We start from the raw sequence: 13,454 nt of genomic DNA, 5'->3' as shown, positions 1-13,454 counted from the left end.
GCCGGTGAGCCTGTCGTCACCGTTCGTGGCGGTAGATGGGTGTGAGCAGATCCGCCTCGAGCGGTTCGCCCGTGTTGCGGTCGTAGCGGACGCCGACCACGGCCGAGAACGGGTGGGTGCCCGCGCGCTCGTGCAGGGTGGCCAGACGGGTGGCCAGCAGGCGGATCGCGCCGAGCGATCCGGGCGGGTGCAGGCCGTCGATGAGCAGCACCGTGCCGTGGCTGTCGGGGCGGTGCAGGCGGGCCAGATAGGCGATGTCGTAGGGTTCGGTGCCGCCGGGACGGTAGACGCGGCGGGCGGCCCGGTCCTCGATGCCGCGGCGCACCCGCCCGGCGCGGGCGATGGTGCGACGTAGTCGCGGATCGGCGGCGGTGAGATAGCGCAGGCTCGGCGAGAGTTCCGGACCGCCCAGGATGATGAGTCCGTCGCGTTCCAGATCCAGCGCCCGGCCGGGGAGGAAACGTTCCACGGTCACCGAGAAGCCCAGTTCACGCAGCAATTCCTCGAGGCGGTGCGGCGCCGTGGCATCGGGTGCGCCGACCAGCGGCGCGGCGCGGGTGGTGCTGCGCACCTCGGGCGTGACGATGGTCAGCGGACCGTGTCCGAAGAACAGCCCCTCCGGCACCGGCCCCTGGGTGCTCACCTGATGGATCCGGGCACGCGAAAGTCCCGCGGCCGCACCGATTCTGGCGAAGGTCCACCCTTCGGCATGCAGATCTCGGATGACTGCTCGCCGGATGCGCGTGAGCTCGTTGATGGTCTGCTGCGCCTGGGCGACTCCGTCGGTGGCCGCCTTGAGGCGTTCGACCTTGTCATCGATCGCGAACACCCGTGCCACCTCATCGGCCGACATGTGCGCAGTCTAGATACCTCGACAGTGGTATGTGTCTAGACCACTTGACGTGGTATTTCCGATTGCGAACGCGCGTCGGCCCGCTACCTTGCCGAACACTGCTGGGCGACCGGCCGGTCCGGGCCGAAATCGTTATGTTGCGTCGAAATCGATGGGTGGCTTCTCGTTGTGCCCCAGCGGTTTCGGCGCGGGAGTCTGCGGCGGGGTGTACGGCCCCGCCGACTCCGGCGACGTACCGCCCGGCTTGTCGAAATTGCCGGTGAAAATCGAGTCGTCACCGTTCAACAGGTGTTTGGTCACCATCGAACGTGGCGTCATCCCGCGCAACTCGTCGAGTGGTTTACGCAGCTCGTTGAACTCGTCGAGCGGTTTGCGCAGCTCGTCGAACTCCGGACCGAGTTCACTGCGCAGCTGATTGGTGGCGCCACTCGCGTAATCGCGTACCTGACGCAGACTCTGCGCGGTCCAGCGGATAGCCCCGGGCAACCGTTCCGGCCCGAGCACGACCAAGGCGGCAACCACCAGGATCATCATCTCGGGCCAGCCGATATCGAACATGAGACCAGGTTACTGGGGTGGCTTGGGTGCGTTCCGGTCGGATTCCAGCGTCACCGGAATGGTGACCTGCCGACCATCGCGCACGATCTGGAAATCGACCTTCTGCCCGATCTGCTGGGACATCACCGCGACGGTGAGTTCGGCCTGTTCGGTGACCTCGCGATCGCCGACCTTCACCACCACATCGCCCTCGGTCAGACCGGCCTTTGCCGCCGGGCTGTTGGCCACCACGTCGGCGATGGCCGCGCCGCTGAGCGTGTCGTTCTCGACCTGTTTGGTCTTGGCGCTCACGCCCAGCCACGGGTGTTCGATCACACCGTGGTGAATGATCGTCTGCGCGACCCGCCTGACCAGGTCGACCGGAATCGCGAAACCGAGTCCGACCGAACCGCCGCTCTCACTGCGGATGGCCGTGTTGATGCCGATGAGCCTGCCCTGACCGTCGACCAGCGCGCCACCGGAGTTGCCGTGGTTGATCGCCGCATCGGTCTGCACCGCGTCGAACGCGCCGGCGGTGTCGTCTCCGGCCTCCGGGGTCTCGACCATCGCGCGATGCAGTGCGCTGACGATGCCCGCGGTGACGGTCTTCTGCAGACCCAGCGGGGAACCGATCGCGAGGGTGGCGTCGCCGACCTGCACGTCGTCGGATTTGCCGAGGCGGGCGACGGTGAGGTTCTTGACGTTGTCGACCTTCAGGACCGCCAGGTCGGTCTTGGGGTCGCGGCCGACCAGCGAGGCCGGCAACCGGGAGCCGTCGGAGAAGGTCACCTGGATCTTGCCGTGGTTGGTCCTGTCCATCGCGACCATCGAGATCACGTGATTGTTGGTGACGATGTAGCCGCCGCCGTCGATGACCACGCCCGAGCCGAGCGCGCCGTTGTCGCCGACGGTCTCGCGGATCTGCACCACCGAGGGCATCACGGAGTCGACGACCTTGGACACCGAGCCCTGCGGTTTCCCTGAAACGCCGTCCTGGGCCAGCGTGACCTTCTTGGAGGTCAGTACCGAGGTGGCCTCGGCGGTGAGCCGGCCGACCAGACCACCGGCCAGACCGATGACCAACGCGATCACGCCTAGAATGACCAGAGCCTTGGGAGCGACGCGGCTGCCGAACAGGACCTCGCGGGCGCTGAGTTTGATGCCCGGACGCGGACGCGGGGGCTGCGGGGTGCCGACGGCGGGTGCGCCGAGGCGGGCACTGGCATCCGGATCGCGCCACGGGTCGCCGGGCGGGGCGGGGGTGGCGGAGTCTCCGGTGTCGTCCGGATCGCGCTGGAGCAGCTCGTCCGAGCCCTCGGGGCGGCCGAACGCCTCGGCCAGTACCGAATCGGGCGGCCGGTTCACCAGTTCGGGTGCGGCGGCCTGCTGCTGCGGCGCCGTGGTGTGGGGAGCGAAGGATCCGCTCTGCCCGTCGGGGCGGCGGAACGCGCGCGCGGTGTGCTTGTCGATATCCGGCCGGTAGACCGGCCGCGGGCCCAATACCGGTGCGTCCGACGGCCTCAGGTTCCCCCGATTGGCCGCCGAATCCGACGCGGACGACTGCCCAGCAGCCCCGTCCGCCGCGGATTGTGATCCGGTGTTCGTCGATTCGGTGGTCACAGTACGAACTCTACTTGCGCCACCAACCGGTCCATCGCCTGCTGTCGGAACTCAATTCGCGGTCCGCCGAAGAGGCGAAACGGAACGAATCCGTGCGCAGGCCCAGGAAACTCGGGCCGCGGGACATATCTTCGACGCCATTTCCGGTGAGGTCCGCCAGCGGGATCCGGCTCAGCGTGTCGTGCAGATCGTGCGGTGCGGAAATCTGCATCTGGGCGGCCTGGCGCAGGGCGATGCGGGCCTGCTGCTGCGCCTCGACCTCCGCCGCGCATTCGGGGCACCGGGCCAGATGCTCGGCGGCACGTAGATAGGGATTCATCCGGAGCTCGCCGTCGACGTAGGCGGCGATGGCCTCGCTGGCCAGATGTTCGGTCGGAGCGAAGCTGGGTCGGCGTTGGGGCGCTCTACCGGCCGCGTTACCCGAATCGCGCTCCTGGCCACTCATACGGTGTACACACCCTTCCGACCTGACAACAGCTGGCACCAACAGAATTTCCGCCGTCGGCGACGGCCGTAAATTACCCGACCTTCTCCGTGGCGGCGAACCGCGGCTGAGATCCATTATGCGCAAGGTACTCCCGCAGCGCTTGACGCCCGCGGTGGATGCGACTGCGCACGGTGCCCAATTTGACGCCGAGCGTGGCGCCGATCTCCTCGTAGGACAGGCCTTCGATATCGCACAGGACCACCGCGGCGCGGAATTCCGGCGCGAGTGCGTCGAGCGCGGATTGCAGGTCAGGATCCAGGCGGGAGTCGTGGTAGGCCTGCTCGGGGTCGGGGCCCTCGGACGGCACGCGATCGTAGTCCTCGGGCAGTGCCTCCATCCGGATCCGATTGCGGCGACGCACCATGTCCAGGAACAGGTTCGTGGTGATGCGATGCAACCAGCCCTCGAACGTGCCGGGCTGATAGCTCTGCAGCGACCGGAAGACGCGGATGAACGTCTCCTGGGTGAGATCCTCGGCGTCCTGCGGATCGCCGGTGAGACGGTATGCCAATCGGTAGACCCGGTCGGCATGTTCCCGGACCAACTCGTCCCAGGTGGGCATCATGGTGCGGTCGCCGGTGGCGTCGAAGGCCGCGGTGCCCGACAACGGATCGGGCTCGGCGAGTTCGGCCTCGACGGCCTCGTCGGGGTGGGCGGGGAGCGCGGCAGGGTCGCTGCCGTCCGCCGCGGGCAGGGGGTATTCGGCCGAGGTGCCATCGATCGGCACACTCGACTCGGGCAGGGTGGCGAACTCACGCGCCGCATCGACCATGTGGATGGGGTTACCTCCTACTCGGGACCGCGCCCGGCGCTGCTACGACTCGTGTCGTATGTCGGTTACAACCGTCGATGCGTATCAGGTTGTTCCCCGGCGCCGGTCGACGGTCGGTCGGCCTTTGCGTAGTCCTTACTAAACGTGGTCCCGATGTGGCCGTGGTATGGGGAGCCTGAGCGACACCTGAGAAAAACTGCGCTCGCGTCGCCGGGCCGTCCAGGTGATCCGCGATTAGCCTCATACGCGTGAGCGTCATACCCACCGCATCGGCCCTGCAACGCAACCTCGCGTACGTCGAGGATTCCGTGGTCGAGGACGAGGTTCTCCTCGCCGCGCGGGAACGCGCCACCGAACTGGGCGCCGCGCCCGTCCCGCCGTCGGTCGGTGCGCTGCTGAGTATGTACGCGCAACTGCTGGGCGCGCGGGCGGTGGTCGAGGTGGGCACCGGCGCGGGGATCAGCGGTTTGTGGCTGCTGGACGGTATGCGCGAGGACGGCACGCTGACCACGATCGATTCCGAGCCCGAACATCAGCGCGCGGCCCGCGACGCGTTCCGGACCGCCCAGATCGCCCCCGCGCGCACCCGCTTGATCAACGGCCGCGCTCTGGACGTGCTGCCCCGGCTCGCCGACGGCGCCTACGACCTGGTGTTCATCGATGCCGCCCCGCTCGAACATCCGCAGTACGTGGAGCAAGGTGTGCGGCTGTTGCGCGAGGGCGGCGCGATCATGCTGCACAACGCCCTGCTCGGCGGGCGGGTGCCCGATCCGGCCCAACGCGATGCGGGAACCCAGGCGGTGCGCGCGGCCACTCGCGCGATCGCCGAGGATCCGCGGCTGACGAGTGTGCTGATCCCGCTCGGCGACGGATTGCTCTGCGCCTCGCGCGGATGATCCGCAGGTCACGGCCCTGATCGGCGGCCGTGGCGCGAAGGTGTGAATACGACACGCCGGAAGTTCGGGCGAACTCTTGCGTGACGATTGAACGCCTGTTTAGTATATTAAACATGTGTTCAAAGGAGTCGCCGTACCGGAAGGATCCCCCGAGGATCTGAATACTCGCGCCCGCATTCGTGAGGCCGCGATGACAATTTTCGGAGAACAGGGTTTCGGGGTCGGGGTTCGTGCCATCGCCGCCGCGGCGAGCGTGTCACCCGGCCTGGTCAACCATCATTTCGGCTCGAAGGACGGGCTGCGGCAGGCATGTGACGACAATGTCCGCGAGTTCATCCGCAGGGCCAAGATGGAGTACATGAGCAACCCTTCTCCGAAGGGGCTGCTGCAGGCGATGGCCGAGGTCGAGGAGTTCGCGCCGTACCTGGCCTACCTGATGCGCAGCCTGCAGGCGGGCGGACCGCTGGCGGTCGAGATGTTCGACCACATGGTCGCCGACATGGAGTCCTATCTGAAGGTCGGCATCGAGAACGGCTCGTTGCGGGCGCCGCTGGACCTGAAGGCGACCGCTCGCTACATGGGCCTGCAGAACGGCGGGGGCTTCCTGTTGTTCATGCAGCTCTACCTGGCCCAACACGACGGCGTGCCGGACTATCCGAAGATGCTGCGGGAGTACACCGAGGTGATGATGCTGCCCGCGATCGACCTCTACACCAACGGTCTGCTCACCGATTCGATGGCGCTGGACACGCTGCTGTCCGGGCGTGAAAACACTGACGCACAACATATTCCACCCATGAACCCATCCGGCGCGGAGGGCTGATTCCGGGGACGATCCCGCGGAGTCGCGGTCCGTGCCACGAATACAGGAGATCCGATGTCATCGGCAATCGTCGTCCGACAGTTGCACAAGCATTTCGGACAGGTACGTGCCCTCGACGGCCTCGATCTGGACGTCGCCGAGGGGGAGGTGCACGGCTTCCTGGGCCCCAACGGCGCGGGCAAGTCGACCACCATCCGGATTCTGCTGGGAATTCTGGCCCGCACGTCCGGCACCGCCGAGGTCCTGGGCCGCGATCCGTGGACCGACGCGGTCGCGCTGCATCGCGATATCGCTTATGTCCCGGGCGATGTCACGCTGTGGCCGTCGTTGTCCGGCGGGGAGACCATCGATCTGCTCGCTCGGATGCGCGGCGGCCTGGACGCCGATCGCCGGGCCGAGCTGATCGAGCGTTTCGAACTCGATCCGCGCAAGAAGGCGCGCACCTATTCCAAGGGCAATCGGCAGAAGGTCGCCCTGGTCTCGGCCTTCTCCTCGCAGGCTCGGCTGCTGCTGCTGGACGAGCCCACCTCGGGCCTGGATCCGTTGATGGAGCAGATATTTCGCGATTGTGCCCGCGAAGCGGCCGAGCGGGGTGTGACGGTGCTGCTGTCCAGTCACATCCTGTCCGAGGTCGAGGCGCTGTGCGATCGGGTGACCATCATCCGCGCCGGAAAGACCGTGGAGAGCGGTTCGCTCGCGGAGATGCGGCATCTGAGCCGCACCTCGATCAAGGCCGAATTGACCGGTGACCCGGGTGATCTGAGCCGGATCGCCGGTGTGGAGGACATCGATATCAGCGATCACACGTTGAGCTGCCAGGTCGACAGCGAACATCTCGGCGAGCTGATCCGGGTACTCGGCGATGCCGGTGTGCGGAGTCTGGTCAGCCAGCCGCCGACGCTGGAAGAGCTGTTCCTGCGCCACTATTCGCTGGGCGCCGATGGTTCCACCGGCGCGGGCGATCGCGATATGGCGGAGGTGTCGAAATGACCACCGCGACACTGGCCGGACCGGTCGGCCGCACCGAATCATCCAGTGGCGCATCGGAATTCACCGGTACCTGGCGGCTGCTGCGGCTGTATCTGCGGCGCGATCGGATCGTGTTGCCGCTGTGGGTGCTGCTGTTGTCGCTGCCGCTGGGCAGCGTCTACGTCAAGAGCACCGAGAAGGTGTATTCGACCCCGGATCAGTTGGCGCACTTCGCACATACGGTCAACACCAGTCCCGCCCAGCTGGCCATGTACGGGCCGGTCTACAACACCACCTCAGGCGCGGCAGCCGGGTTGTGGAAGGCCGGGATGTTCTTCACCATCATCGGCATCGCGACCATTCTGACCGTCATCCGGCACACCCGCGCGGAGGAGGAGACCGGTCGCGAGGAGCTGCTCGCCTCGACTCGGGTCGGCCGATTGGCCAATCTCACTGCCGCGCTGCTGGTTTCGTGCATCGGTGCATTGGCGACCGGTCTACTCGCGGTGGTCAGCATCAAGGGTGCGGGTGTGGACGGGCACGGGGCCTTGGCATTCGGGCTGGCGCTGGCCGGATCGGGCATGGTGTTCGCCGCCGTCGGCGCGGTGGCCGCGCAGCTGTCCGCGAGCGCTCGCACCGCTCGCGGGATCGCGTTCGCCGTACTCGCGGCGACCTATGTGCTGCGTGCGGTCGGCGATGCGCGCGCTGCCGACGGACCCGCCGATCCGTTCAGCTGGTTCTCCCCGCAGGGCTGGTCGATCCAGGTGCGGGCGCTGTCGGGGGATCACTGGTGGATCCTGCTGCTGCACGTGGCGACCACGATCGTGCTGATCGCGGTGTCCTATTCGCTGTTGCGGCGGAGGGACATCGGGGCCGGGCTGATCGCCGAACGTCCCGGTGTGCCGGTGGCCGCGCCCACGCTGTCCGGACCGTTCGGGCTGGCCTGGCGGTTGCAGCGCGGCGCCCTCGTGGTGTGGGCCGTCGGGCTCGGGTTGTACGGGCTGGTCATCGGGAGTGTTGTCAACGGCATCGCGAACGAGGTCGGCGGCAGTAAATCGGTGCAGGACATCATCGCTCGCATGGGCGGGGCCAATGCCCTCGAGGACGCCTTCATCACCACCGCGTTCACGTTGCTGGGTCTGGCCGCGGCCGCCTACGCGATATCGGCGACGCTGCGGCTGAATTCGGAGGAATCGGCCGATCGCGCGGAGATCGTGCTGACCGGGTCGGTGGGCCGGATACGCTGGGTCGCCTCGCATCTGGTGTTCGCGATTGTGGGACCGGTTGTACTGCTGCTGATCTCGGGTGTGCTGGCCGGTCTGGCGTACGGTATCGCCGCGCACGACGTCGGCGGGAAGTTGCCGCGGGTGCTGAGCGCGGCGCTGGTGCAGCTGCCGGCCGTGTGGTTGTTCGCGGGTGCCGCGGTACTGCTGTTCGGAGTGCTGCCGCGCTGGGCCTCGGTGGCCTGGGGCGTGTTCACCGCCGGGGTGGCGCTGTTCCTGCTCGGCTCGATCGCCGGTATGCCGCAATGGGTTCTGGACATCGACCCGTACAGCCATCTGCCGAAACTGCCCGCGGAGCCGTTCGCGTGGACGCCGGTCGTCATCCTGGTGGTGATCGCCGCGGCGCTGATCGGCTCGGGACTGTACGCCTTCCGTCGACGCGATCTTCGCTGAGAGTTCGTCCGCCGATTCCACCTGATACGCCTCCGGCCTGCGCCGGGGGCGTATTCTTCGGCGGATCGCTCGGAGTCCTGCGCAACCACCTGCCCCAGCACTGCCAGTCGAAAACCGCCGCGCAGCCGGTCGAGTGGTCGCGAGGGGTGATGCGGCATGACCAAATTCGTGGAAATCCAGGACGAACTCGGCGAGCACATGCCCGGCGGATTCATCGGCCCACTCCTGATCGCCTTCTGCCTGGTGATAGCCGCCGCACTCGTGGTCCTGCTCCTGGTCAGCGGCGCCCATTTCAAGGACCAACGATCCTCGGTCCTGACCACCCCCGGCACTTGCGCCCCCTTCTGCGCGGCCGACCCCACCGCCACCCCCACACCCGTACACCCGAGCTGACCAGCGTCGTCGATCGATCTCGGGCTGGCGGCCACCCGATTCGCCCCGAACCGATATCATTGGGGCAGTGTGCGATTCGGTTGTGGGGTGATGAGCAGTGGTGATCCAGCGTGCGATTCTCATCGAGGTCTTGCCGCGCGGGTGGATCGTGCTCGTCGGCGTGGTCCTCGGTTTCGCCGTCTTCGTCGCCCTGCTGGTCATGCTTCTGGTGACCGGCGGATTCGGTGGGCGTCACTCCACGACTCCGACGCCCACCCCGACCCCCGGCACGTGCTATCCGTTCTGCACCGCGGGGCCGAACACGCCTCCGCCGGGCTGGAATTAGCGCCGGGTTCGGGGATTCGAGGCGGCATGGGGCCGCTCGGGGCGCAGTGATCGGTGAGGCTCAGTTCGCCATGGTCGTATCGGTGTGGGCGCTCGTGGCCGCTTCCTCGTCGGATAGTTCGATGGGCTCGAGGTCGTGGCCGGTGAGGACCTCTCCGCAGTGATTGCAGGTCAGTTGTGGACTCACCAGCTCGCCGCAGCCGGTGTGCCGGATGCGGCGGCGGTCGGGCCGGTCGGGGTGCAGATGGGCGCGGCCCCATTGGGTCAGTGCGATCCAGGCGGGTACGAGTTGCCGCGCGCCGTCGGTGAGCCGGTAGTCGTACCACTCCTTGTCCGGCCGGTAGCGGTGACGTTCGAGTAGACCGAGCTCGACCAGCGTTGCCAAGCGGCTGGTCAGCGTATTGGGGCCGATGCCCAGGTTGCGCTGCAACGCGCCGAACCGGTGCACGCCCCAGTAGACCTCGCGCAGGATCGCGTTGTTCCATCGCTCGCCCAGGAGCGTGAACACCTCCTGGGCCGGGTGTGGTTCGCAGCTGTCCGACATGGCGACCACGATACCTCACACTATTCTCATAGAAGTACTCCTGGACAAGATGTACTTCATGACTGATAGTAATTGTAGGCATCGCGATGGATCGCGAAGTGCCTCATTCCATTTCGGGGAAAGGAGGGGCGGCGATGAGGGTGTTGGTCGATCTGGCGCGCTGCCAGAGCTATGGGCAGTGCGTGTTCGCCGCGCCGGAGGTGTTCGAGCTGACCGGGCAGGAGGTTCTGGAGTACGACAGCGCGCCATCGGACGAATGGCGGCTGCATCTCGAGCGGGCGCGCGCCGCGTGTCCGGTGCAGGCGATCGTCCTCGGGCCTGCCGCGGGCCCGGTCGACGCGGTTGGAGGCGGACGTGACCGCTGAGGTGAAAGACGAACGCGCACAACGACTTTTCGGTGATCGGCGCTACGGTCGCTCGGCGGATACGGAACACGTGGTGATCGCCGGTGCATCCCTGGCCGGACTGCATGCGGCGGAAGCATTGCGAGAGAACGGATTCGGTGGCCGGATCACGCTGATCGGCGCGGAGCCGCACCCGCCCTACGATCGGCCCGCCCTGTCCAAACGAGTGCTGTCCGGGCGGCTGTCCGCCGACGACACCGGCCTGCCCGGATCGCGAGATCTTCACGCGCAGTGGCGACTCGGAGTCGCGGTGCAGAGCCTGGATCGGCGGACCCGGACGGTAGGACTGGCCGACGGCGCCTCGCTGGAATACGACAAGCTGCTGATCGCCACCGGCGCGCGCGCCCGGTCCTGGCCCGACGCCGCCGAGGCCGCCCTCGACGGGGTGTTCGGTGTCCGCACCCGCGACGACGCCCGGGAACTGGCCGCCCGGCTGGCCGCGCGGCCCCGGCGGGTGCTGGTGATCGGCTCGGGTTTCGTGGGTTCGGAGACCGCGTCCGTCTGCCGGGAACTGGGTCTGGAGGTCACCGTCGTCGAGCGGTCCCCGGCCCCGTTGACCGGCGCGCTGGGCGTTCCGGCCGGAATCGCGGCCGCCGAGTTGCACCGTCGGCACGGCGTGGACCTGCGTACCGGCACGTCGGTGCTGGCACTGGAGGGCGATGGTGCCGGGCGACTCTGCCGCGCCCGCCTGTTCGACGGGACTGCACTGGACGTCGACGTCACCGTCGTCGCGTTGGGCGCGGTCCGCAACGTCGAATGGCTGGACGGCTCCGGCCTCGCGGTCACCGGCCGCGGTGTGCACTGTGATCCGTACTGCCGCGCGGTCGACATCGACGGCCATCCCGACGACGATGTCCTGGTCGCCGGAGACGTCGCCTGCTGGCCGCATCCGCTGTTCGACGACGCTCCGCTGGCCGTGGAGCACTGGGACAACGCGGTCCGGCAGGCCCGCGTCGCGGCCGCGACGATGCTGCACGGACCGGTCCGCGCACACACCGCGCTGCCGACGTTCTGGTCCAACCAGTTCGGCGTGAACATCAAGGTGGTGGGCGTGCCCAGCCGAGCCGATCAGGTTGCCGTCGTGCAGGGTTCGGTGGCCGACGGGGCGTTCGTCGCCGCCTACGGTCGCAGCGGCCGGATCGTCGGCGCGCTGGCGGTCGACACGCCCCGCGCGCTGGACGCCTATGCCGCGATGATCGCCGCCCGAGCCAGTTTCCCGCCCCGGCTCAACGCCGCCGACGGCCCCGATCCGGTCCGGGTCGTCGAGCTGCGGGCTTCCGATGATGACAGTAATTCCCTTGTACTCCAATAATTTTCGCGGAAATTCGTATTCGAGAAGGTGAAAGATGTCCGCACCGACGACAGCGCGAACCGAGTTGTTCGCCCGGGTCCTGGCCCCCGAGAGCCGCGCGAACCCCTATCCGCTCTACGCCGAGCTGCGTGCGCAGCCGGTAGCTCAGCAGGCCGACGGCACCTGGGTGGTCAGCGGCTTCGACGAGATCTCCGCGCTGCTGCACGATCCGCGCATCAGCTCCGATATGGACAACGCGGACCACGCGACGCGCACGGACGTCCCGAAGTCGCTGCTCACACAGGATCCGCCGAGTCACGACCGTCTCCGCCGCGCGGTCATGACCACGTTCACCCCGGCAGTGGTCGAATCGCTGCGCGCGGATGTGCGGCGGATGACCGACCGGCTGCTGGCCGCCGTCGGATCCAGGACCAGGGTGGATGTGGTCGACGAGATCGCCTATCCGCTGCCGGTCGCCGTGATCTGCGCCCTGCTGGGCATCCCCGAACGGGACGAGGCGCGGTTCCACGGCTGGGCCGACACGATCGCCCGCGGCCTCGATCTCGATCCGACGATGTCGCAGTCCGAGCGTGACGCCATCACGCACGCGTCGACCGAGCTGAGCGCGTACCTCGCGGAGCTGACCACGCAGCGGGCGCGACGTCCCGGATCCGACCTGATCTCCGGCCTGATCTCCGGCGGTGCCCGCAGTGAGCCGCTGACCGGCGAGGATCTGGTGATCACCACGCGCCTGCTGCTGATCGCCGGCCACGAGACCACGGTCAACCTCCTCACCAACGGAATGCTCACCCTGCTGCGCCATCCGGATGTCCTGGCGCGCTTGCGAAACGATCCCGAACTGGTCGTGCCGATGATCGAGGAGATCGTGCGCTACGAGCCATCGGTGCAGTTCCGCTACCGTGCCACCCTGGCCGACATCGAGATCGGCGGCGCCACCATCCCCCGCGGCGCGACCGTGGTCCTGCTGCTGGCCGCGGGCAACCGCGATCCCCGCCATTTCACCGACCCGGACAGCTTCATCCCCGACCGAATCCCCAACGAGCACTTCGGTTTCGGCGGCGGCATCCACTACTGCATCGGCGCCCCCCTCGCCCGCATGGAAGCCCAGATAGTCCTCCCGGAACTGGTCCGACGCCTCGACAACCCCCGCCTGGTGACCGACCCACCGCCCTACCGCCCCGCCGCAACCCTGCGCGGTCCCCGGCACCTGTGGGTCGACGTCGATCGAATCCTGCCCTGAACGGCGTGCAGTTCGAGAGTGGTGCGGCCCATCCGAACTCGGGTGGGCCGCCCCGCCCCGCCAGCGCGGGCATTCGCATGCCGAACTCCGGTCGGGCCGGGGCGTCATGCCGCTACTCTGCCGGTTCAGCTCACCGGTAGTCCAGCGGCAGAGCTACTCACCGCCGCCGCTTGTGGAACTTCTCAACGTGGTCAACCTCCGTCTGCATGCGCAAATATGCTGTACCGCTGAGGATTCTGTGATGTCTCACCGCGGGCGGTTTCGGTGGTGCAGTTTGTGGGGACGGGGTTCTCGGCTGTCGAGTTGGTAGGTGAACGTGGGTTCCAGGTAATGATGCTGTGGATGCTCATTTGGGCGGCGTCTGCCAGGAGGGTGTCGAGGTCGTCTGAGGTACGAAATTGCAATGGGCACAGTCCAATCTCGGTTCCTCGGGAACAATTCGGTAGCCTCCTCGTACGTAGCCGGTTCTGGTGAGCAGTCGAGTGGTTTCCGGTGCCGGATACCGCTTCAACCTTGTCGCTCAACGGGTTCCGTACGTGATGGCACACTGGTTGGGTACCGTGTGGACAGCGTGCGGATCCGTCCGGTTCGGGAACTGAAAACG

General features: G+C 67.5%; 15 protein-coding genes. 9 read left to right on the top strand and 6 right to left on the bottom strand.

Annotated features, from left to right (window positions below; all coding sequences use genetic code 11):
• Positions 1–16: 16 nt before the first annotated feature.
• The 5 genes from ON40_RS27205 to sigE all read right to left on the bottom strand — a co-directional run bounded on the left by ON40_RS27205 (position 17) and on the right by sigE (position 4,269).
• Positions 17–853, bottom strand: a complete 837-nt coding sequence (locus ON40_RS27205) for a hypothetical protein (RefSeq protein ID WP_040827593.1) — start codon at positions 851–853, stop codon at positions 17–19.
• Positions 854–985: 132 nt separating this feature from the next.
• A complete protein-coding gene (tatB, locus tag ON40_RS27200; RefSeq protein ID WP_040827592.1) occupies positions 986–1,411 on the bottom strand; it encodes a Sec-independent protein translocase protein TatB in 426 nt (141 codons plus the stop codon).
• 9 nt (positions 1,412–1,420) lie between these two features.
• Positions 1,421–3,010 carry a S1C family serine protease gene (locus ON40_RS27195; RefSeq protein WP_040827591.1) on the bottom strand — a complete coding sequence of 530 codons (1,590 nt, stop codon included), beginning with the start codon at positions 3,008–3,010 and terminating at the stop codon, positions 1,421–1,423.
• A 10-nt stretch (positions 3,011–3,020) separates the two neighbouring features.
• Positions 3,021–3,455, bottom strand: a complete 435-nt coding sequence (locus tag ON40_RS27190) for a zf-HC2 domain-containing protein (RefSeq protein WP_063713095.1) — start codon at positions 3,453–3,455, stop codon at positions 3,021–3,023.
• A gap of 73 nt (positions 3,456–3,528) precedes the next feature.
• Entirely contained in the window at positions 3,529–4,269 is a 741-nt protein-coding gene (sigE, locus tag ON40_RS27185) for an RNA polymerase sigma factor SigE (RefSeq protein WP_040827590.1), read from the bottom strand.
• Between the two features lie 257 nt (positions 4,270–4,526).
• Between sigE and ON40_RS27180 the strand changes: the two genes are divergently transcribed.
• The 6 genes from ON40_RS27180 (at position 4,527) to ON40_RS27155 (ending at position 9,351) form a co-directional block, all read left to right on the top strand.
• Complete coding sequence (locus ON40_RS27180) at positions 4,527–5,165, top strand: O-methyltransferase (protein WP_051193642.1); 639 nt, start codon at positions 4,527–4,529, stop codon at positions 5,163–5,165.
• A gap of 115 nt (positions 5,166–5,280) precedes the next feature.
• Positions 5,281–5,988, top strand: coding sequence for a TetR/AcrR family transcriptional regulator (locus ON40_RS27175; RefSeq protein ID WP_040827589.1), 708 nt, complete (start codon positions 5,281–5,283; stop codon positions 5,986–5,988).
• 54 nt (positions 5,989–6,042) lie between these two features.
• A complete protein-coding gene (locus ON40_RS27170; RefSeq protein ID WP_040827588.1) occupies positions 6,043–6,978 on the top strand; it encodes an ABC transporter ATP-binding protein in 936 nt (311 codons plus the stop codon).
• Entirely contained in the window at positions 6,975–8,633 is a 1,659-nt protein-coding gene (locus tag ON40_RS27165; protein WP_040827587.1) for an ABC transporter permease, read from the top strand. Before ON40_RS27170 ends, ON40_RS27165 begins: the two co-directional genes overlap by 4 nt.
• A 156-nt stretch (positions 8,634–8,789) precedes the next feature.
• Positions 8,790–9,026 carry a hypothetical protein gene (locus ON40_RS27160; RefSeq protein WP_040827586.1) on the top strand — a complete coding sequence of 79 codons (237 nt, stop codon included), beginning with the start codon at positions 8,790–8,792 and terminating at the stop codon, positions 9,024–9,026.
• 97 nt (positions 9,027–9,123) lie between these two features.
• A complete protein-coding gene (locus ON40_RS27155) occupies positions 9,124–9,351 on the top strand; it encodes a hypothetical protein (RefSeq protein ID WP_040827585.1) in 228 nt (75 codons plus the stop codon).
• Positions 9,352–9,411: 60 nt separating this feature from the next.
• Here the strand turns inward: ON40_RS27155 and ON40_RS27150 are convergent, their stop codons facing one another.
• Positions 9,412–9,894 (bottom strand): winged helix-turn-helix transcriptional regulator, encoded by a 483-nt coding sequence (locus ON40_RS27150; protein WP_063713094.1) that lies wholly within the window; start codon positions 9,892–9,894, stop codon positions 9,412–9,414.
• 134 nt (positions 9,895–10,028) lie between these two features.
• On the opposite strand from ON40_RS27150, the gene ON40_RS27145 reads away from it, so the two are divergent.
• From ON40_RS27145 to ON40_RS27135, 3 genes are read left to right on the top strand one after another with little or no spacing between them, the layout of a single operon-like run.
• A complete protein-coding gene (locus ON40_RS27145; protein WP_040827584.1) occupies positions 10,029–10,259 on the top strand; it encodes a ferredoxin in 231 nt (76 codons plus the stop codon).
• The gene (locus ON40_RS27140) at positions 10,249–11,610 is read left to right on the top strand and encodes an NAD(P)/FAD-dependent oxidoreductase (RefSeq protein ID WP_051193607.1); all 1,362 of its coding nucleotides are present in this window, start codon (positions 10,249–10,251) and stop codon (positions 11,608–11,610) included. The genes ON40_RS27145 and ON40_RS27140 overlap by 11 nt, the downstream gene beginning before the upstream one ends.
• Before the next feature lie 34 nt (positions 11,611–11,644).
• The gene (locus tag ON40_RS27135) at positions 11,645–12,850 is read left to right on the top strand and encodes a cytochrome P450 (protein WP_040827583.1); all 1,206 of its coding nucleotides are present in this window, start codon (positions 11,645–11,647) and stop codon (positions 12,848–12,850) included.
• Positions 12,851–13,454: the final 604 nt, after the last annotated feature.

Source organism: Nocardia jiangxiensis NBRC 101359 (assembly GCF_000308615.1).
Lineage (GTDB): Bacteria > Actinomycetota > Actinomycetes > Mycobacteriales > Mycobacteriaceae > Nocardia > Nocardia jiangxiensis.
The sequence above is the reverse complement of the archived record's forward strand: the minus strand, read 5'-3'. Positions and strand labels throughout refer to the sequence as shown.